This window comes from Nesterenkonia alba DSM 19423, assembly GCF_000421745.1.
In the GTDB taxonomy this organism is placed as follows: domain Bacteria; phylum Actinomycetota; class Actinomycetes; order Actinomycetales; family Micrococcaceae; genus Nesterenkonia; species Nesterenkonia alba.
The window spans coordinates 1-17702 of sequence record NZ_ATXP01000012.1; the positions used below are offsets into that span (position 1 = coordinate 1).

The 17702-nt window shown below is 62.9% G+C and carries 22 protein-coding genes; 11 read left to right on the plus strand and 11 right to left on the minus strand.

What is annotated here, in order from left to right:
- Positions 1 to 721: 721 nt before the first annotated feature.
- The 3 genes from H578_RS0109215 to H578_RS16200 form a co-directional block, all read right to left on the minus strand.
- Complete coding sequence (locus tag H578_RS0109215) at positions 722 to 1138, minus strand: HXXEE domain-containing protein (RefSeq protein ID WP_022873400.1); 417 nt, start codon at positions 1136 to 1138, stop codon at positions 722 to 724.
- Entirely contained in the window at positions 1135 to 1335 is a 201-nt protein-coding gene (locus tag H578_RS0109220; RefSeq protein WP_156837281.1) for a maleylpyruvate isomerase N-terminal domain-containing protein, read from the minus strand. The genes H578_RS0109215 and H578_RS0109220 overlap by 4 nt, the downstream gene beginning before the upstream one ends.
- 65 nt (positions 1336 to 1400) lie before the next feature.
- The gene (locus H578_RS16200) at positions 1401 to 1586 is read right to left on the minus strand and encodes a hypothetical protein (protein ID WP_245554965.1); all 186 of its coding nucleotides are present in this window, start codon (positions 1584 to 1586) and stop codon (positions 1401 to 1403) included.
- A gap of 18 nt (positions 1587 to 1604) precedes the next feature.
- On the opposite strand from H578_RS16200, the gene H578_RS16205 reads away from it, so the two are divergent.
- From H578_RS16205 to H578_RS0109245, 5 genes are all read left to right on the plus strand, one after another.
- Positions 1605 to 1772 carry a hypothetical protein gene (locus H578_RS16205; protein ID WP_156837282.1) on the plus strand — a complete coding sequence of 56 codons (168 nt, stop codon included), beginning with the start codon at positions 1605 to 1607 and terminating at the stop codon, positions 1770 to 1772.
- Between the two features lie 52 nt (positions 1773 to 1824).
- A complete protein-coding gene (locus H578_RS0109230; RefSeq protein WP_028464127.1) occupies positions 1825 to 2214 on the plus strand; it encodes a hypothetical protein in 390 nt (129 codons plus the stop codon).
- Between the two features lie 35 nt (positions 2215 to 2249).
- Positions 2250 to 2918, plus strand: a complete 669-nt coding sequence (locus tag H578_RS14455; RefSeq protein WP_022873404.1) for an RES domain-containing protein — start codon at positions 2250 to 2252, stop codon at positions 2916 to 2918.
- Positions 2919 to 3169: 251 nt separating this feature from the next.
- Positions 3170 to 3421: a type II toxin-antitoxin system Phd/YefM family antitoxin gene (locus H578_RS14460; RefSeq protein WP_022873405.1), complete on the plus strand. Its 252-nt coding sequence runs from the start codon at positions 3170 to 3172 to the stop codon at positions 3419 to 3421.
- On the plus strand, positions 3418 to 3834 hold the full coding sequence (locus H578_RS0109245) for a type II toxin-antitoxin system VapC family toxin (RefSeq protein WP_245554962.1): 417 nt from the start codon (positions 3418 to 3420) through the stop codon (positions 3832 to 3834). The genes H578_RS14460 and H578_RS0109245 overlap by 4 nt, the downstream gene beginning before the upstream one ends.
- A 207-nt stretch (positions 3835 to 4041) precedes the next feature.
- Here the strand turns inward: H578_RS0109245 and H578_RS0109250 are convergent, their stop codons facing one another.
- Together H578_RS0109250 and H578_RS15960 are read right to left on the minus strand one after the other, a co-directional pair.
- Positions 4042 to 4542, minus strand: coding sequence for a GNAT family N-acetyltransferase (locus H578_RS0109250; protein ID WP_211215195.1), 501 nt, complete (start codon positions 4540 to 4542; stop codon positions 4042 to 4044).
- Positions 4539 to 4841 (minus strand): type II toxin-antitoxin system mRNA interferase toxin, RelE/StbE family, encoded by a 303-nt coding sequence (locus H578_RS15960; protein WP_084710138.1) that lies wholly within the window; start codon positions 4839 to 4841, stop codon positions 4539 to 4541. Before H578_RS15960 ends, H578_RS0109250 begins: the two co-directional genes overlap by 4 nt.
- A 102-nt stretch (positions 4842 to 4943) precedes the next feature.
- On the opposite strand from H578_RS15960, the gene H578_RS0109255 reads away from it, so the two are divergent.
- The gene (locus tag H578_RS0109255; RefSeq protein WP_022873408.1) at positions 4944 to 5630 is read left to right on the plus strand and encodes an IMPACT family protein; all 687 of its coding nucleotides are present in this window, start codon (positions 4944 to 4946) and stop codon (positions 5628 to 5630) included.
- A 26-nt stretch (positions 5631 to 5656) separates the two neighbouring features.
- Here H578_RS0109255 and H578_RS0109260 read toward each other — a convergent pair whose 3' ends face one another.
- The 3 genes from H578_RS0109260 to H578_RS0109270 form a co-directional block, all read right to left on the minus strand.
- On the minus strand, positions 5657 to 7369 hold the full coding sequence (locus tag H578_RS0109260; protein WP_028464128.1) for an ABC-ATPase domain-containing protein: 1713 nt from the start codon (positions 7367 to 7369) through the stop codon (positions 5657 to 5659).
- Between the two features lie 80 nt (positions 7370 to 7449).
- Positions 7450 to 9480, minus strand: a complete 2031-nt coding sequence (locus H578_RS0109265; RefSeq protein WP_022873410.1) for a CocE/NonD family hydrolase — start codon at positions 9478 to 9480, stop codon at positions 7450 to 7452.
- Positions 9481 to 9578: 98 nt separating this feature from the next.
- Positions 9579 to 10853: an ATP-grasp domain-containing protein gene (locus H578_RS0109270; RefSeq protein WP_022873411.1), complete on the minus strand. Its 1275-nt coding sequence runs from the start codon at positions 10851 to 10853 to the stop codon at positions 9579 to 9581.
- A 287-nt stretch (positions 10854 to 11140) separates the two neighbouring features.
- On the opposite strand from H578_RS0109270, the gene cutA reads away from it, so the two are divergent.
- Complete coding sequence (cutA, locus tag H578_RS0109275) at positions 11141 to 11503, plus strand: divalent-cation tolerance protein CutA (RefSeq protein WP_051130850.1); 363 nt, start codon at positions 11141 to 11143, stop codon at positions 11501 to 11503.
- 4 nt (positions 11504 to 11507) lie between these two features.
- Here the strand turns inward: cutA and H578_RS14465 are convergent, their stop codons facing one another.
- The 3 genes from H578_RS14465 to H578_RS14470 all read right to left on the minus strand — a co-directional run bounded on the left by H578_RS14465 (position 11508) and on the right by H578_RS14470 (position 13964).
- Complete coding sequence (locus H578_RS14465; RefSeq protein WP_022873412.1) at positions 11508 to 11858, minus strand: helix-turn-helix domain-containing protein; 351 nt, start codon at positions 11856 to 11858, stop codon at positions 11508 to 11510.
- Between the two features lie 127 nt (positions 11859 to 11985).
- Positions 11986 to 13644: a sodium:solute symporter family protein gene (locus H578_RS0109285; RefSeq protein WP_245554966.1), complete on the minus strand. Its 1659-nt coding sequence runs from the start codon at positions 13642 to 13644 to the stop codon at positions 11986 to 11988.
- Positions 13645 to 13649: 5 nt separating this feature from the next.
- Positions 13650 to 13964 (minus strand): DUF4212 domain-containing protein, encoded by a 315-nt coding sequence (locus H578_RS14470; RefSeq protein ID WP_022873414.1) that lies wholly within the window; start codon positions 13962 to 13964, stop codon positions 13650 to 13652.
- Positions 13965 to 14246: 282 nt separating this feature from the next.
- Between H578_RS14470 and H578_RS0109295 the strand changes: the two genes are divergently transcribed.
- The 4 genes from H578_RS0109295 to H578_RS0109310 all read left to right on the plus strand — a co-directional run bounded on the left by H578_RS0109295 (position 14247) and on the right by H578_RS0109310 (position 17673).
- On the plus strand, positions 14247 to 14729 hold the full coding sequence (locus tag H578_RS0109295) for a hypothetical protein (protein WP_022873415.1): 483 nt from the start codon (positions 14247 to 14249) through the stop codon (positions 14727 to 14729).
- A gap of 4 nt (positions 14730 to 14733) precedes the next feature.
- Positions 14734 to 15906 (plus strand): histidine kinase, encoded by a 1173-nt coding sequence (locus H578_RS14475; RefSeq protein ID WP_022873416.1) that lies wholly within the window; start codon positions 14734 to 14736, stop codon positions 15904 to 15906.
- A 49-nt stretch (positions 15907 to 15955) separates the two neighbouring features.
- Positions 15956 to 16726 carry a LytR/AlgR family response regulator transcription factor gene (locus tag H578_RS0109305; RefSeq protein ID WP_028464130.1) on the plus strand — a complete coding sequence of 257 codons (771 nt, stop codon included), beginning with the start codon at positions 15956 to 15958 and terminating at the stop codon, positions 16724 to 16726.
- Positions 16727 to 16842: 116 nt separating this feature from the next.
- Positions 16843 to 17673 (plus strand): aldo/keto reductase, encoded by an 831-nt coding sequence (locus tag H578_RS0109310; protein WP_022873418.1) that lies wholly within the window; start codon positions 16843 to 16845, stop codon positions 17671 to 17673.
- The last annotated feature ends 29 nt before the right edge of the window (positions 17674 to 17702 follow it).

A 17702-nucleotide genomic window follows, 5' to 3' on the forward strand; every position in this document is an offset into this window, starting at 1 on the left:
CAGCCTAACCCCCTCCAGGGCCCTCGATTACGCGGGGATTTTTAGGTGAGGCACGAGGGGTCATTTCCCGGGGACTTGACTGTGAGGCACCACGGCGCTCTCATCAGCTGCCTGAGATGAGATATGCTGGACGACGCCCTGAGCCTCGTACTGCACGTGCCTGGCTGAGGGTTTACAACTGAATATAGCGAGGCAGCTCATAGGGCTGCCTCTGGGCCTTTAGCTCAGTTGGTAGAGCATCGGACTTCAATAGGAGCGCCTCAGCGGAAACGTTGGGGATGACACCACTCAAAGTCGGGGAACCCTTCCTAGATCATCTAGATGGCAATCCCGAGCCAAGCCAGGATGAGGTCCTGGAAGGTGTAGAGACTGGACGGGTGGCACCTACGGCGCAAGCTACGGTGAAGGGACAGTCCAGACCACGAACGTCCCGTCGGGGCGGCGGCGAAAGCCGAAGTGGGAGGTTAATCCGCTGGTCGGGGGTTCGAGTCCCCCAGGGCCCACCTTGTTTTCAGTGCGCCTGCACTTCTGGGTTCCGTGCCGCGGGAGTTTCGAAGGGTCGTTCTGCTGTTCTGCATGCTTTGACCCCTCATATGTCCCGTTGTCGTACCCGATTCGTGCTCCTCTCGGGATTTTTCAGGTGCTAGCCCGTTGCGCTGCGTGGTACTGCACACAGATTCTCCCGAGGCCATCGGCTTACTTCAGGTGTTCGGTTGAGACCTCACTCCGACCTGCGGGGCACGGGCCTTGGCCAGAGGGACCAGGCTGACCAGACTGCGAACGGGATCGCCAGCAGGCTGGTGAGCAGCCCGGGCATGAAGGTCTGGGTGATCAGGGAGAAGGTCAGGTGGCTGAGCGCATTGAGCCCCAGCACCGCGGTGGCCACCATAAGGGCTGTCCGGCTCCAGCGGGGCCGACGCCGTATCGCATAGCTCCCTACGGCAGCAGCGGTGAGCGTCACCACCAGCACCCCTGGGATAAAAGTGCTGTAGCTCCCGGTCAGCAGTCCGGGAAACCCGGGATGAGCCCGGCTCCAGGCCGGCAGATCCAGCACCAGCTCCTCCAGGTTGTGCAGCACCAGCAAGCCCAGGAAGAGGACCCATAGGCGGGTGAGCGAATGATGTGAATCACGGATCATCGTCGTGCCTGTTTCAGGGGTGGATAGGCGGCCCCGGATGGGGTCTCCCTGACATCCCACCCCGGACACGGTGAAGCGGTGTTCCACTGCTGGGGCTCGAGCTCTTCCAGATCCTCCACCAATCGCAGCCGCTCGGTCCGGACCATCTGCCAGACCTGCTCAGGGGAGAGCCTCATAGCCTGGCTGCGCTTCACCATGACCTTAGAGTAGGCCCACGGGGTGGCATTCGACAGAGCTTTTCTACCCGGTGCGCTGGGCCACCTCAGATCAGCTTCAGCTCGCGGAGCTTGGCCTCGACGTCGGCATTGCCGGGCTCCACCTGATGGGAGGAATCGGGGTAGAGCACCACGGGGATATTGGTCCGCCCGGAGATATCGCGGGCGACGTCGGCAATGAGTTCTGGGAAGTCCTCTGGGATATGGACGTCTGGGAGGAGATCAGCCCCTATGAGGGGGATGTGATCCTCATGCACGGCACCCATGATACTCGCGTCCCGCTGGAGTATTCCATTCGGGCCAATGAGGCGTACGAGAACTCCGAACTGTTCGTCATCGGTGGGGCAGGTCACGGCTTCGGCGGTGCCAACGCGCGATCCACGCTCAAGACCATCCACTACTTCGTCGACAGCGAGTAGAACACCCTGGCATCCTCTTGTGATTTAGGGTGGGATGAAAGATGATTGAGGTATGACAACTACCGCATCTCCGAGCATGCCGTACTACCTGGACTCTGTGCGGCTCAGTGAAGCTGAGCTGATAGCCCACCTGTCTAAGCAGCTTGGTGCGAAGCTGGTGGCCTATATCGGAGGCGTGCGGGAGACGCGGGCAGTCCGGCAATGGGCTGAAGGATCCCGTCGGCCCTCCTCCGACGCAGTAGTGCGTCTCCGCTTGGCTTTCCAAGCGGCCGGAATGATTGCAGATGCAGGTAATGCTCCCAGCGTGGTTCAGGCGTGGTTCCAAGGGATGAATCCCCAGCTGGAAGATCGTTCACCCGCGCGTGTAATCCGTGAAGGGGATCCCCACGCCGTTGGGCCGGAGGTTCTGGCCGCTGCCCGCGCTTTCGCGCGCATCGGATGAAACTCCGTGCGCTAAAGCGCCAGCAAATCTGGCGCGTGGGCTACGTTCCGGAACCGTGGTCGTGGCCCGACTGGCGATGGGCTGGCACTTCGGGGCGGTTCTCCGGCCGCTGGGATGCGCTGGATGCCGGTCTCTACAGGACTCTATATGTCGGTGATTCTCTGTTGGCATGCCTGGTTGAAGTGCTCGCACCGTTCCGCCCTGATCCCACCTTGAATCACGAGCTAGATGCCATCGTTGATAACGATGAAGAGTCGCAGATGGGTGCACAGCCCGGAGTGCTGGATCTTGATGCGTGGTTGGCGCCCAGGCAGGCATCCACGGCACAGCTCACCGGAACATTCTGCGATGTCACCGATGCTGAGACCATCGCCTCTCTGTTTTCCCGCTTCAAGCCACGCGCTGCGACTTATGGACTACCTGACTTTGATGCTGCTGCGCTGAAGACCGCAGAGCCGCGATTATTGACCCAGGAGGTGTCCCAATATCTGTGGGAAGCCAAGACTGAGAGCGGCACCGATCTATGTGATGGCATCGAGTTCCGGTCGCGCCATGGGGACAACTTCACCCTCTGGGCCATCTATGAGCGTCCTGGCGATCCAGAAATCACTCCACATGTCACCGATCTCCAGACTGTGGGACTGAACAGAGAGACTCCAGAGCTCCAATCAGCAACTCACCTGCTGGGGATAACCCTGCACTGATTTTGATGGCCATTTTGCTCCACACCCACCGACTCCGGCCGACGTCTACCGACATGCCAAATCGCAAAACCGCAGGTCAGGGGACATCGACCGACGTCCACCGACACCGACAGACTCGAATCAGTGGAACTTTTAATCCGCTGGTCGCGGGTTCGATCCCCGCAGGGCCCACCGCAGGGCCCACCGTTTCAGGTCACCCGCTGTCCTCACGGCCGTAGACATGCCTAGACAAACAGCACTAACCTGGTGCTATGAAGACGATCTCAGTAGGCGATTTGCGTCAGAATCCTACTCGGATGCTCGATGACGTCGAGTCTGGTGAAGTGTATGTGCTGACCAGGCACAATCGTGAGGTTGCTCGAATCGTCCCATCGGAATCCTCCGCCCGTGTGATCCCACCGAAACGGACCGGACGCCCCCGAGTCCGCTTCCTGCCGCGAGTCGAACTTCCGGACGAAATGACCATGGATGAGCTTCTGGAAGAGCTGAAAGGCGAGTGGTGACGTCCTACTACCTGGACACCTCAGTCGCTCTCCGGATTCTCCTCGGAGATTCTCCAGCGGCTGCTCTCTGGTTTGAAGATGCTGTGGAATCCCCTGCTGACTCGGTTATCTCCTCACGAGTCCTGCGCACGGAGATGACCCGGGCCTTGCGCCGCCTGCGACAACCCATTGATCGCAGGTCTCAGATTCTCGACTTCGTCGGGCTGGTGCCACTGGACCATGCCATGCTTCAGGAGGCGGAAGCGATCGTTCCGCACATCAAGACTCTTGATGCCATTCATCTTGCCTCTGCTCTGCGCAGCGGCGTTGAGGACCTTGTCATCGCGACGCATGACAGAAACATGAGATCCATAGCGGAGGAACTCGGTTTTGAAATCCTCGACCCCGTCACCGACGACGCCGTGCAGGATTAGGTTTGTCAAGACAGAAAACACCAAGGGTGTTATCGATTTGGCTGTCCGGCACCCCATAAGGCGCTCCACATCCACAGCCTCCGGCCGACACCCACCGACGCCCACAGACTCTGCTCACTGGAACTATTAATCCGCTGGTCGGGGGGCGAGTCCCCCAGGGCTCACCAGATCACTTGCTGGTCATTGACTAAGGCCTCTGGCTCACTCTCAATCGGGGAGGTTCTTTTCGAAGAGGGTGACGGGCCGCCAGCCCAGCTCGGGCGGGAACTCGTGCGTGCCTACTTCGGTGTAACCTCGGGCTCGGTAATAGCTGCGCAGTGTTTCGTTGGATGCCACACAGTCGAGGCGTGCGAGTGTGTGTCCTCGTTCGGCGATCAGCGATTCGGCGGCGCTGAGCACCCGACGGCCCAGTTCTTGGCCGGTATAAGCACGAGCGACCATGAGGCCATGGATATAACCGGCCGGCGCTGTGTCCGAATCTCGCCAGATGTCCGGGTCGGCGTCGAGAATGCGCACTGCAGCCGCCACCTGGCCGCTGTCTCGTACTAGGTGCCACTCTTGGCGGGAAACCTGCTCCTCAAAATCCGCCGATGTGGTCTCGCCAGGAGACCACTGGATAATCCCCGCGCTTTCTTGCCAGTGGGCCAACTCTTCCCGCAATGCATGAAGGGCTCGGGCGTCCTCGAGGTGGGCATGTTGCAGCATCATGACCATTCTGCCCTGTATTGAAGATTCGATTTCAAGCGCCGAGGAGGGCCAGTGGTACGACGGTGCCCAAGATCTAGAGCCACGATGACCAGCTTTTCGTCCTGGATGTCACAGACGATGCGGTAGTCCCCCACTCGGTAGCGCCAATGACCGGCGAGATTTCCCGTCAGAGCTTTACCCCTGGCGCGAGGATCATCCAAGGAGGCCACCGCACGCAGTGCGGAGCGTAGGCGGCGGGCTACCTGCGGGTCGAGCTTCCGGAGCTCCGTGGGCAGGTCTACTGTCATCCGGTCCTGCATCAGCCCTGTTCTGCTCCGTTGTCTCTGGTTCGCTCTGAGACAGTGAGGTTCTTCTCGAAGCGGGTGACGGGATGCCAGATATGGGGTGCATAAGCTGGGAGTATGACCTCAGCGAGCTATACCGTTCTGGTGCCGGGCGTGCGGGTTACGGCTGAGGTCGAACGGAAAAAGTCCCGGTTTCTAGCCGTCTTGCAGCGCGCAGAGTCGACCCAGGTGGCGCAAAACCTGGTGGACGAGCTGCGCCGGGAGCACCACACCGCCCGGCGCCACTGCAGCGCCTGGGTCATCGGCCCTGATCGAAGAGTCCAACGAGCCAACGACGACGGCGAGCCCTCCGGAACAGCAGGAGCTCCCATGCTGGAGGCATTGACTAAAGCCGATATGCCCTCCGGTGAGCACAACCTGTCCGACGTCGCCGTCGTCGTCGTGCGATGGTTCGGCGGGACTCTGCTGGGGGCCGGGGGTCTGGTGAGCGCCTATTCCGACTCGGTGCTGGCCGCACTGGATGAAGCCGCAGCGCACCGCATGTTCCGTCAACGCCAACGGCTGATGCTATTCACCCTGGAGGTGCCGTTCGCTGAAGCCGGACGGTGGGAGAACGAACTGCGGGCAGCCGGCGCCCAGGTGCCCGGGACTGACTACACCGCAGTACCCGGGGCTGCGCAGATGCGACTGGCGGTGGAAGATTCCGTGGAAGCCGTCGAGGCGCTCGCCAGTCGGGTGGCTGCACTGACTCGAGGCCGTCAGGAACTCACTGCTGTGGGCCACCAGTGGGTCGACCGGGAATGAGGAAATGCGCCCGCGGAGTCATGCCCTCAGTCTTCCAGCTTCAGGCCGCGGTAGCGGTTCACCGCCGCATGGAGCTCGTGCGGCCGAGGTCGGGTCAGGTGCCCGGGATGGCCCCGATGCCCGGAGAGAACATCCAAGCCTTCTGCGTCGATGCGGGCAATAAGCTCCGCCACCGCCTCTGCGATGCTCACCCGGCCCTCCACCCGCTCTGCCAGACGGTCCAGGGCCCGGGCGATCGCCTGGGTCTGATCGGGATCCACCAGCTGGGCGACAGCGGCCAGATCAATGGTCTGGCGACCATAGTGAATCGTGGTGCGCCCGCGGGCTTTGGCCGGCTTGGTCTTCCCCGCCGGGTTCAATGAGTCGGGCTGAAGAACCCTGGGCGTGGTCGCAGAGAACACTGCCGACTGCGGAGCATCCGGCCCGCCGCCGGCAAGCTCGCGAGCCTTCTGGGTCACATCCAGCGCAGTATAGGCATCCAAAGCGAGGACGGTATCAGCGACATCGAAGAACGCACCCGAACCTCCGGCCACCAGCACAGTGGAGACCCCGCGTTCGCTATACAGCGGGCGAACCCGGTCCACGAACGGAGTGATCGGCTCCCGATCAGCGGGAATGAGCTGCCGCATCCGCTCGTCCCGGATCATGAAGTTAGTCGCTGAGGTGTCCTCATCGATCAGCAGAGCCGAGGCGCCGGCGTCGAGCGCTTCCACCAGGTTGGCCGCCTGGGAGGTCGAACCGGAAGCGTTCGTGGTGGAAAACCGACGAGTATCCGCCCCGGAGGGTAAACCGCTGATGAACGCAGAGATATCCACTCCCGTGACCGCCCGGGCATCCTCAGCACGAACCGAGACCGCATCGGCGCGAGTGATGACCCACTCACGTCCATCCCCGGCCACATGGGCATACACGCCACGTTCGATCCCCCGCAGCAGCGTGGATTTCCCGTGATACCCACCACCGACGATCACGGTAATACCCTCCGGCACTCCCATGCCGGTCACCGTGCCTCCGCTGGGCAGGGTGAACGAGACCCGCAGCGACTCCGGTGACGTAAACGGCACCGGCTCGTCTCCACCAGCCCCCGCGCTCATCGGCAGGTCAGAGTCACCGGATCTGCGGGGAAGAATTGCCCCATCACCGACGAATGCCACCAGGCCGGCCTCAGCCAGCTGTCCGCGCAGGTGCTCCTGATCCCGGTACAGCGTGACATGCTCTTCCAACGCTGAGGCATCCAGGTGACGGTGGAACAGGCTCTTCTCCGCCACCTGGGGCAGAACATCGGTCAGCAGCGCAGCGGCCTGCTTCCCACGGGCTTTCCGTCCCGAAGCGGGGAGCCCGACGACGATCCGCGCCTCCACGCGATCCTGACTGATGAGTACTGTGGTCCGCTCGAGTACCTGCTGGCCCGGCCGGCCAATGCTCACACTGCCGGAGTTCCCCGTTCCCGAGGAGGACGGGGTCAGTGCTGCCGCCTGCTCGGCAAACCGTCGAGTGAGGAAATCCGCAGTGGCCACACGTCCCAGATGGTCATCGGTTAGTTCCGGGGGCAACCCGGCCTCTGCCCGGGGCACGCTGATCCGCATCAACGACGGCGGGGCGAACGGGTCCGTCTGGACATGATCGACGTGCAGAGTCATCACCCCGAGCCGGTACTGCCCCCGGATCTGCCGATACGAGGCGTAACCCCGCCCGTCGAGCCCACTCAGGGTGCGTTGTAACTGCGCACCGTAACGCACGCCGTTCACTCTCCTTCGCTATGCCCCGCTCTGAAGCGGCCGTGGTCTTCCCACGCGGTGTTCTGAGAGATAGTCCCTGCCTAGAGATGGTCCCGGGGGATCGTGGTGTCCCAGGTCTTTGAGGCGACCCGGTGTTCGCCTTCATAGGCGTCGAGTTCGGCGTAGACATGGAAGTCCGTCGCCGTTGACGTCAGCACCGTCTTGGTCCGTACCTCCACATTCCAGTCACCGCGGGCAAACCCCATAGTCCACTCGGTCTCCCCGCGCACCGAACTGAAGTCCCGGTCAGTGAAGCTGTACTTCTCATAGGCCCGCCGGGTGACATCAAGGTCGATGGCGTCGAAGTGCGTCACACCCAAATCCTTGACGACTTCCAGTGCACCAGAGAGATCCACCAGGTTCCGGGAGACCTTCCAGTCCTGTTCCCCGGGCCGGATCTGCGTAGTCGTCAGCGGCGGGGCGCCTTCGGGTTCGCCGAACCGGGGGATCAGAGAGGTGTCGTCATCATTGGAGCGCGGCCGCACCGGCAGAATCAGGGCGCTGTGATTCGGATCCACGGTGAGCCGTACCGGCTCCGGGGATGGCCACACCACCGGCCAGTACGACGTCGACACCGATAGTCGCAGCCGGTGCCCGGCGGGGAAGGACTGCGCCATCCCGTTGAGCTGCACCCGGACCGTGCGCTTCTGGCCAGGTTCCAGAGGCTGGGGATTGTCATGACCGGCGTAATGGTTGAGGTTGAGCACCCCGTAACTCACCCGAGTGGCGGCGTCGTCGGGTGCCACATCAGACAGCCGCACGGCGACCTGCGCCACCGGCTGATCCACCGAGAACGTCAGCTCCACTACAGGGGCGCCGAGCAGTTCCAGACGCTCGTCCAACGGCTCGGTATCGAAGATCATCGCACCGCCGTCTTCCTCACGCTGGTCATAGGGCAGGTCCGGCGGAGCATTGTAGGAGCACCATTTGCCCCCGAACTGTCCCACAGACAGGGGTGAGGAGATGCTCACTTCGGGGGAATCCTCGGGGTCCTCCGGGGGACGGATGCTGTGCCGTCCCAGGGGGTGGCGCACATGCTGAATCCGGGGGCTGGGCCAACTGGGCTCACCCACCCACCGGCCTGGACGCTCGTCATAGGCAGTGGCCGGCGCGACGGTGTCCTGCATCCAAATGGCCAGTTCCGGGCCGTCCATGGCGCCGTTGTCCTTCTTGTCCTTCAGCCAGTGATCCCACCAGGCGACGACTTCCTGCAGCCAGCCGATAGCCGGACCGGGTTCACCCTGATGGGGGTACTTGTGACTCCAGGGGCCGATGAGCCCACGGGTGGGGGTGTTGAGCCCCTCCAGCAGGCGGAATACCGCGTTGGAGTACCCATCAGCCCAGCCACTGACGGCGAAGACCGGAACGTCGACGTCGTCGAAATTCTCACAGATGGAACCGTGCTTCCAGTAGTCGTCGCGACGCTGGTGACGCAACCACTGTTGAAGCCATAGTCCGGAACCCTCGATACGTTCAGTCCACATCTCACGCCAGCGTTCCCCGACGATCGCTGGGTCCGGCGGGCACGAGGTGTAGGCGAACATCGTCGAAGCCCAGGACAGATTGTCAGTGAGCAGGCACCCGCCCATGTAGTGGACATCGTCGGCGTAGCGATCATCGGTGGAGGCCACCGTGACCACTGCACCCAGGCTCTCCGGGCGGCGAGCGGCCACCTGCAGGCCGTTAAACCCGCCCCAGGAGATCCCCATGATCCCCGTCCTGCCGCTGCACCAGGGCTGGTCGGCCAACCAGGCGAGCACTTCCTCAATGTCGATCAGCTCGCGTTCGAGGTATTCATCCTCCAATACCCCTTCGGAGTCTCCGGAACCGCGCAGGTCCACGCGCAGGCAGGCGTACCCGTGCCCGGCCATATACGGGTGGTGGATGGAATCCCGCACCGCGGTGAGGTCACGTTTGCGGTAGGGGATCGCTTCCACAATGCCGGGCACCGGCTCGGCCTCGGCCGCCGCCGGCTTCCACAGCCGGGCAGCTAACCGGGTGCCATCTGACATCGGGATCCACAGGTGCTCCGTCTCCTCTACTTCATAGGGCAGGGAGGTGACAGTACGCATCAGTCTCCTTCCCGGCGTCGGGCACAGCTCCCGCCGCCTGTTCACCGGCCGCTACGGTGCCGGTCAGCACACCCGAGGATGGTGTGGGTGTGGCTGACCTACTTGTCTTCGATCTCGAACGGGAGTTCCTCGACCACCTTGTTGTAGGTCTCGATCATCTCCTCCTCGGACTGTCCAGCGGTGAAGATCTCCGCCAGAACAAAACTGTAGGAATCCTCCGCCGGGTCACCGGAGAGCCACCGGCCGGCTTCTTTGTCGATCTGGATGGTGGTGCCAGGGTATTTCTTCTCCAGTGCGGCGACTTCTTCCTCCGTGGGAGCCCGGTGAATGTAGCCGTCCTTGAAATGACGCAGGAACCAGGTGGAGGCGGTGCGGAACTGTCCGTTCTGGGCCGGCATCGCCGGGCGGCGCCCCAGGGCTAAGTCCACCATGCAGGCGTGGTTGGGTCGCCCATCCACCAGGTAGAACAGCTGCGCATGGGACTGGGAGTGCCGAGAGTTGATCTCCAGTAGGTTCAGCTGCTCGGTTTCCGGATCCCAGAAGTACTCGATGTTGAACGTGCTGTGGTGCAATCCCACTGCCTCGATGACCCGGCGGGAGACATCGGTGATGCGTTGCTGAGCGTGGTCAGGCAGTTGCGAAGGGTACTGGTAGCGCAGAAAGCTCGAGGTGCCCTCATAGGTGTGGGAGTCAATGATTCCGTAGACCTCGACCTGGCCGTTGTAGCTGAATCCCTCCACAGTCAGCATCTGCCCGGTGGCCTCTTCCTCCACCATGCAGGCGCTCCCGCCGATCTCGGCGATCTGCGGGGGCAGATCGATCATCTCCATGACCTCGTTGAAACCGCCACCTAAACGGTTGACCACTTCGCGCTCTTCTGCGAGCGCTTCGCGCAGCTGCTCGTCGTTCTCCACCCGGTAGGCGCCTTCCGACGACGTCGATTTGATCGGCTTGATCCACGCCGGATACGACATGTGCCCCGGTAGTGTGGCGTGGGGATCGTTGAGGTCAATAAGCCCGAATCCGGGGTGCTCGTCGATGACTTTCTGCTGCTCGAGCCGACTCCAGTATTTGTGCTCCACAGTGACGATCCCGGAGAGGTTCGCCGAAGGCAGTCCGTAGCGTTGGCACAGGATCGGAACCATCGCGGTGACGGGGAAATCCCAGTACCCCACGATCGCGTCGATGGAACCGGGGAACGCGTCCAGCCGCTTCTGCGCTTCAGTCAGTAGTTCGCTGACCGAGACCGTGCCACCCTGCAGTTCATCAAAGGTGAGGACTTGGTGGAAGGTGTATTCCTCGGCTCCGGGGAGTGCGCGCAGTGCCCGGTGGTTCAGTTCGTCGAGACCCAGTACAAAGATATTAAGACCCATGATTTCCTTTTCTCCTCCAGTCCTCTCATCCGCAGGATGTTCGACCTTCAGCGGTGAAGCTAACACACCAGAATCACCCCGGACCACCCTCTGACCTGGGGTTTTACTGTTCTTTCACTGAGAATCCACTGAGTTGGCTGAACGGATCCTGTACACCGGGTGACCTGGATAATGTGCTGAACAGACACGTAAGAGGCAGCACGTAAGAGAGGTAGACGCCAACAGTGACAGGCGCATAAAAGAGGCCAACCGTGCCACAGGTATCGAGATCACCGAAAGGTAAGAGAATGAGTGACCAGACGAACCAGATACCGCAGCAGAGCAACCAGCCGGCACAGTATGTGGCCGTGCAGACCACCGTGGAGACACACGACGATGCCGAACGGCTCGCCTCCACCCTGGTGGAGAAGCGGCTGGCCGCTTGCGTTCAGATCTCCGAGATCCGCAGCGTCTATCACTGGGTCGGGGCGGTCCAGCAGGATACCGAACTGCTGTTGACCTGTAAGACCAGCTTCAGTGCGGTGCCACAGCTGCGTGAGCTGATCGCCGCCGAGCACCCCTATGACGAGCCGGAGCTCATCGTGCTGCCAATTATCGGTGGCAGTCAGACCTATTTGGAGTGGGTCGGGGAGAACAGCCGCGGCCTCTGAGGGGTCACCAGCTACGGACCGGGTGCTGTCCCTCCCCACGGGCGCGATGCCGGTATTCGGCGATCGCCTCGGCGGTCACCCGGTGATGGGACCCGACCATATGAGATTCGATTTCCCCGTCCTTGATGAGCAGCATCAGCTTTGAGCGTGACATCCCCAGTACTTGGGCGGCCTCGGTGGTGGTGAACACCCACCGTGCCGGCACCACAGTGGCCCCGGTGGAGGCCTCTGCTTCCAGGAAGTCCAGCACTTTGACCGCCGCGGAGCGGGGCAGTGTCATGGTGACCGTGACCTCGTCCTCCTCTCGCTCAAGGGTCTGGCGCAGCACGGCCGCCGCGTCCAGCAGTCCTGACATGTTTCGGCCCTCCTTGTTCTGGTGTCACCGGCCGGCGTGTTGTTCCGGCCGGAGTGTGGGCGCGGGCCCCGTCCCCTGATGGTGAGGAAACGGGGCCCGCGTACGCATTCGCCTGCCTGGAGCTGGGTTATTGCACCTTCTGGGCCTGCGGGTAGCGAATCTCTTCGACCATCTCCTGGACCTCTTGGCTGGGTGGCTTGGTGAGGTTGGAGACCACGATGGTGACGGTGAAGTTCACCACCGCGCCGATGGCACCGATGCCCTCGGGGGAGATGTTGAAGAGGTGATCGTTCGCGCTGGTGCCGAAGACCTCCAAGGTGTAGATCATGTACGTGGAGGTGAACAGCAGACCGGTCAACATCCCGGCTGCCGCGCCCTTGGCGTTGGCCTTCTTCCAGAAGATCCCCAGAATGAGGATCGGGAAGAAGGTCGAGGCCGCCAGACCGAAGGCGAAGGCCACCACTTGCGCCACGAACGCCGGCGGGTTCAGCCCGGCAATGATCGCCACGAGCACTGCAGCGGTCATCGCCAACCGGCCCACGAGCATCTGGGTCTTCTCCGAGGCCTTCTCCTTGGAGATCATCCGGTAGTAGATGTCGTGGGAGGCGGCCGAGGAGATCACCAGCAGCAGACCGGCAGCCGTGGACAGCGCAGCGGCCATACCACCGGCGGCCATCAGGCCGATGATCGGAGCTGGCAGTCCGCCGATCTCCGGGCTGGCGAGGACCAGAATGTCGTTGGAGACGATGAGATCAGCGCCGGAGGCGGCGTCGTTGTTCACCGACTGGATGACACCGTCCTCAGCATTGAGTTCCACATAGCCGGCCTCCTGCCAGGGTTCGATCCAGCCGGGCAGATCGTCCGCGGTGGAGCCTTCGGCCCCGCGCAGCAGGTTCAGCATGGTGAAGGCACCCACCGCCGGGGCGGTCAGGTACAGCAGCGCGATGAAGAACAGTGCCCAGAAAGCGGAGAAGCGCGCCCCGCGCACTGTCTTGGTGGTGTAGAAGCGGATGATGACGTGCGGCAGCCCTGCGGTCCCCAGCATCAGTGAAGCGGTGACCAGGAAGACATCGATCATCCCGCCTTCGCGTCCGGCGAAGGCCTGGGTGAACTCATCGAGTCCGAACTCCACGCGCAGTGCGTCCAGCTCGGCCAGGATCGTGCCGTAGGTCACCTGGGGGACGGGGAAGCCGCCGATGGTTTGGGAGACCGCCACCGCCGGGATGAGGTAGGCGGTGATGAGCACGATGTACTGGGCCACCTGGGTGTAGGTGATGCCCTTCATCCCGCCGAGCACGGCGTAGAAGAAGATGACCACAGCAGCGACGATGACCGCCCAGTGTGACTCCAGTCCCAGGAAGCGGGCGAAGACCACACCGCCACCGGTCATCTGCCCCACCACGTAGGTGAAGGAGACCACGATGGCCGAGATCGCTGCGACCACACGCACCGTGTCGCTGTAGCGGTCCCCGACGAACTCTGGCACCGTGAACTTCCCCCACTTGCGCAGGTACGGTGCCAGCAGCAGGGCCAGTAGCACGTAGCCACCGGTCCAGCCCATGATGTAGACCGAGCCGTCGGAGCCCAGGAAGGCGATCATTCCCGCCATTCCGATGAAGCTGGCCGCGCTCATCCAGTCCGCGGCGACAGCGGCACCATTGGCGACTGTCGGCACGCCCTGGGAGGCGACGTAGAACTCCTTGGTCTCCTTCACACGGGAGCGCCAGGCGATGTAGATGTAGATCCCGAAGGTCAGGATCAGGAAGAAGAACGTCCAAAACTGCATCGAGCTCACAGTCGACCACCGTCCTCATTGCGCTCGGCGACTCCGAACTCGTCATCGATCCGGTCCATCCACAGTGCGTAGACCAGGATGAGGATCACGAAGGTGTACACAGATCCTTGCTGGGCAAACCACAGCCCCAGGGGGAAGCCGAGAATCTCGATGGTGTTCAGCGGCTCGATGAAGAGCACGCCGCAGCCGAGGGATACCACCGCCCAGATGGTCAGCAGCACCACCAGAACGCGAACGTTCTTTTTCCAGTAGCGCTGCCGCCAGCTGTTATCTGGCTCCTCCGCTGTGCTCTCATGTGTCGCATCGGACATAAAGAGGCTCCTTAGGTTGCGTCAGTGCGGGCGACACCCGCACGTCCTCGTGCGGATGCCTGACATGTAGCCAACACCTGTGTGACGGGCGTCACAAGCTGTATCGGATAGGTGGCATATCTGTGTTTGCAGGCGGTGTCATAGAGGCGATGAGCGGACCCTGTGAGCGGGGTGATCCGCTCATCGTTGCTAAAGAACCGTTCATCGCCGAATATGAAGCGTTCGACGCCGGCAGCCCACCTCGACCATGCATGTGACCGCCATCACCCTTACGATGCTGGTATGACGACCACCACGCAGCACTCCTCCGCCCGCACCGAAGACAAAGGTCTCGCCGGAGTCTGGGCCCGGCTCCGCGAAGGCCGCAAGCACGGCTATGGGATCTTCCATCCCGGCAGCTGGTTCATGCTCATCGGCGGGATGATGCTCATCTTCGCCACCTTCCTGCCGTGGATCCACTTTGGCGGGTTGTTGACCTTCCGCGGTCTCGACGGCCCGGGCCTGTTGACGATCTCTGTGGGATTCCTGGCCTTCGCTGGCGGATTCGTACCCAAGCGCAAGCTAGCCCTTCTCCACGCCGCCATTCCCGGGGTGCTCGTGGCCGCACTGTGTCTGTGGCAGATCATCGCCGGGATCATCATCCCCTCAGTCCGGGTGGAATGGGGGGTGCTGCTGCCCGGCATGGGACTGGTGCTCGCAGCCGGCGGGGCAGTGCTGCTGCTGAAGGCCACCCACACGATGTGGACCCGCTGGCCTGCATCATGACACCGTGACGGCTTATGACCCTGCGGCCGAGGGGGATGCACTGACCGGCCGCGACGCCGTTCGCAGCCTGGCTGCCGCTGGACGTTCGGTCCCGCTGCGGGCCGGTCTCACCGCTGAGGCCGCCCGTCGTACGGCAGAACTCGTGCGGCCCATGCTCTCCGGGGATGCGGTGACTATCACCGACACCGCGGACATCCTCGCCTTCGTCGGCCCGGGGGAGGACCACCACCGGGTGGGCGGGGCCATGCAGACTGAGGCTGCGGCTCGGGCGGTGCGTACCGGCTCCACGGTGGTCGTGGCCGATGCCGATGACCTCGGTTGCCGAGTCCCCGGGTGTCCGCTCGTCTCTGCGGTGATCGCCCCGCTGTATGTCGACTCCCGGGTGGTCGGCACCCTCGGGGTCTTCCAGGCCCGCGCCGAAACCCCGCCGGTGAAGTTGGTCGAGGACATGGCCAGTGTGCTCTCCCTGCATTTGGAGTTGGCCGAACTGGACCGCGCCAAACAACTGGCCACTGCTGCTCGGCTCGATGCGCTGCGGGCCCAGATCAGCCCCCATTTCCTGTTCAATATCCTCAACACCATCGCCTCCAAGGCGCGCACCAGCCCGGAGGAGGCCCGCGGGCTGATCCGGTCACTGTCTGACTTCTTCCGCCATGGCGTCCACCAGCGTGGGCACTTCGCCCCGTTGCGTCAGGAGTGCGACTTCGTGCGCACCTACCTCTCCTTGGAACAGGCCCGCTTCGGTGCCCGGCTGCGTACTGAGTACGACGTCGATCCCACAGCTCTTTCTGCGCAGGTGCCAGTTCTTGCCATCCAGCCGCTGGTGGAAAATGCCGTCAAGCACGGCATCGCCCCGAAGAAGGCCGGCGGGACGGTGCGCTTGAGTGTGCGGCGTGAGCAGGATGAGATCCTGGTGGAAGTCGCCGACGACGGCGTCGGTATGGCAGCAGAGCTCGCTGAGCGGGTCTTGGACTCCCCTGAAGCTGACTACCCCGGTGACCCGCTTGAGGAGGAGCACGCCGGCGTCGGGCTTCCCAATATCGCAGCCCGGTTGGAGACGCTCTACGGCAGTGCAGCTCAGATGCGCCTGACCTCGGGGGAAACCGGCACTACCGTCCGGCTGCGGTTACCCGCCGAGCCCCCGGCAGGAGGCCACCTGGCACCTCCTCATTCCTGATAGACGCCATTTAAGTGTTCCAGGTCACATAATGGACTATGCTGGTGTCATGGTGTCCACAGCGCTGATCGTCGACGACGAGGCCCCGGCGCGTGAAGAACTCCGCTACCTCCTCCAGGAGGCCACCGACGGTCCAGCAGCTCAGGTGCGGGTCGTCGGTGAGGCCGCCCACGCCGAAGAAGCCCTGCTGCTGATGGATTCGGTGGACTACGATCTGGTCTTCTGTGACATCCGGATGCCGGGACTCTCCGGGCTGGAACTTGCCGCCCGGGTCAGTGCCTCCGGACATGGGCCCCAGGTCATCTTCACCACTGCCTACCCAGACCACGCGGTGGAAGCCTTCGATGTTGCCGCCGCTGATTATCTGGTGAAACCAATCGACGCCGGCCGGCTCAATCTGGCCGTGCAGCGGGCCCTCGCCGCTGCTGCAGTGACACCGCAGAGTGTCCCGGCCGCCGCCTCATCCCACGCCCCGGCATCGGAGGCCGGTCTCAACCGGGTGCCAGTGCAAAACGGGGGGCGCACAGTGCTCGTCGAAGGCGAAGCCATCGTCTACGCCGCAGCCGCCCGGGGCTATTCATCGCTGAAGCTCGCTGAAGAGAAAGTGCTGGTCTCCTACTCACTCAACGAATTGGAGCGTCGACTGACCGGGCGGTTCTTCCGGGCACACCGCTCCTGCCTGGTCAACCTCGAATACGTCCGGGAGCTGGTTTCCACGGGCGCCGGTGGGCTCACCCTGGTGATGGGAGACCGGCAGCGTTCCCGGGTGGAGGTCTCCCGCCGACAGGCACGGGAACTACGACGCCGGCTCGGCGTCTAAAGCCCGCACGTTCCCTCAGTGCCGAGGGTCGCGGAATGAACGCTGGGCCTTTGCGGTTCAGCTGCAATGGGGCGTGAGGACGCCCCGACGATCCATCGAGAGGATGATCCACGCACATGACTGCTGTACCGAACATCACGCTCAATGACGGCCACCAGATCCCCCAGCTGGGCTTTGGGGTCTGGCAGGTTCCGGCGGACTCCGCTGAAGAGGTGGTCACCACCGCCTTGGAGACCGGCTACCGTCACATTGACACCGCTGCGATCTACGGCAATGAAGAAGGTGTGGGCGCTGCGATCGCGAAATCCGGTCTGGCCCGTGAGGACCTGTTCATCACCACCAAACTGTGGGTCACCGACTTCAAGCAGGGGCGCACCAAGGATGCCCTGCCGACGTCGTTGGAGAAGCTGGGACTGGACTATGTGGACCTCTACCTCATCCACTGGCCCTCCCCGGAGGATGAGAAGTACGTCCAAGCGTGGCTGGACCTGGAGGAACTCAAAGCCCAAGGGCTGACCCGAAGCATCGGGGTCTCCAACTTCCTGCCCGACCACCTGGAGAAGGTGATTGCCGCCGGTCGTGAGGTGCCCGCGGTCAACCAGGTGGAGATTCACCCGATCCTGCAGCAGCGCGAGATCCAGGAGGCCAACCGCAAGCACGGGATCGCCACCCAGGCCTGGAGCCCTCTGGCCCAAGGGAAGGTCTTCGAGGAGACCCCAGTGGTTCAAGCAGCTGAAGAGCACGGGGTGACCCCCGCTCAGGTGGTCATCCGCTGGCACCTTCAGGCTGGTCGGATCCTCTTCCCTAAGTCGGTGACTCCAGAGCGGATCCGCAGCAACTTTGATGTCTTCGGCTTCGAACTCTCCGAAGCGCAGATGCGCGCGATCGACGACCTAGAACGCGGTGAGCGGATCGGCGGAGATCCCGCCACACTGAACCCCGGGTGATCCTGACCCGGCGGCGGGTGACCGCTGAC

Excerpts from the sequence above, each read along its gene's own strand:
- H578_RS16205 (WP_156837282.1), top strand. The coding sequence starts at position 1,605 with ATGCACGGCACCCATGATACTCGCGTCCCGCTGGAGTATTCCATTCGG.
- H578_RS0109285 (WP_245554966.1), bottom strand. The coding sequence starts at position 13,644 with ATGCAGTTTTGGACGTTCTTCTTCCTGATCCTGACCTTCGGGATCTAC.
- H578_RS14470 (WP_022873414.1), bottom strand. The coding sequence starts at position 13,964 with ATGTCCGATGCGACACATGAGAGCACAGCGGAGGAGCCAGATAACAGC.
- H578_RS0109265 (WP_022873410.1), bottom strand. The coding sequence starts at position 9,480 with ATGCGTACTGTCACCTCCCTGCCCTATGAAGTAGAGGAGACGGAGCAC.
- H578_RS14460 (WP_022873405.1), top strand. The coding sequence starts at position 3,170 with ATGAAGACGATCTCAGTAGGCGATTTGCGTCAGAATCCTACTCGGATG.
- H578_RS0109305 (WP_028464130.1), top strand. The coding sequence starts at position 15,956 with ATGGTGTCCACAGCGCTGATCGTCGACGACGAGGCCCCGGCGCGTGAA.
- H578_RS0109250 (WP_211215195.1), bottom strand. The coding sequence starts at position 4,542 with ATGATGCTGCAACATGCCCACCTCGAGGACGCCCGAGCCCTTCATGCA.
- H578_RS0109295 (WP_022873415.1), top strand. The coding sequence starts at position 14,247 with ATGACGACCACCACGCAGCACTCCTCCGCCCGCACCGAAGACAAAGGT.
- H578_RS0109270 (WP_022873411.1), bottom strand. The coding sequence starts at position 10,853 with ATGGGTCTTAATATCTTTGTACTGGGTCTCGACGAACTGAACCACCGG.
- H578_RS0109310 (WP_022873418.1), top strand. The coding sequence starts at position 16,843 with ATGACTGCTGTACCGAACATCACGCTCAATGACGGCCACCAGATCCCC.
- cutA (WP_051130850.1), top strand. The coding sequence starts at position 11,141 with ATGAGTGACCAGACGAACCAGATACCGCAGCAGAGCAACCAGCCGGCA.
- H578_RS0109255 (WP_022873408.1), top strand. The coding sequence starts at position 4,944 with ATGACCTCAGCGAGCTATACCGTTCTGGTGCCGGGCGTGCGGGTTACG.
- H578_RS14465 (WP_022873412.1), bottom strand. The coding sequence starts at position 11,858 with ATGTCAGGACTGCTGGACGCGGCGGCCGTGCTGCGCCAGACCCTTGAG.
- H578_RS0109230 (WP_028464127.1), top strand. The coding sequence starts at position 1,825 with ATGACAACTACCGCATCTCCGAGCATGCCGTACTACCTGGACTCTGTG.
- H578_RS15960 (WP_084710138.1), bottom strand. The coding sequence starts at position 4,841 with ATGCAGGACCGGATGACAGTAGACCTGCCCACGGAGCTCCGGAAGCTC.
- H578_RS0109220 (WP_156837281.1), bottom strand. The coding sequence starts at position 1,335 with ATGGTGAAGCGCAGCCAGGCTATGAGGCTCTCCCCTGAGCAGGTCTGG.
- H578_RS0109215 (WP_022873400.1), bottom strand. The coding sequence starts at position 1,138 with ATGATCCGTGATTCACATCATTCGCTCACCCGCCTATGGGTCCTCTTC.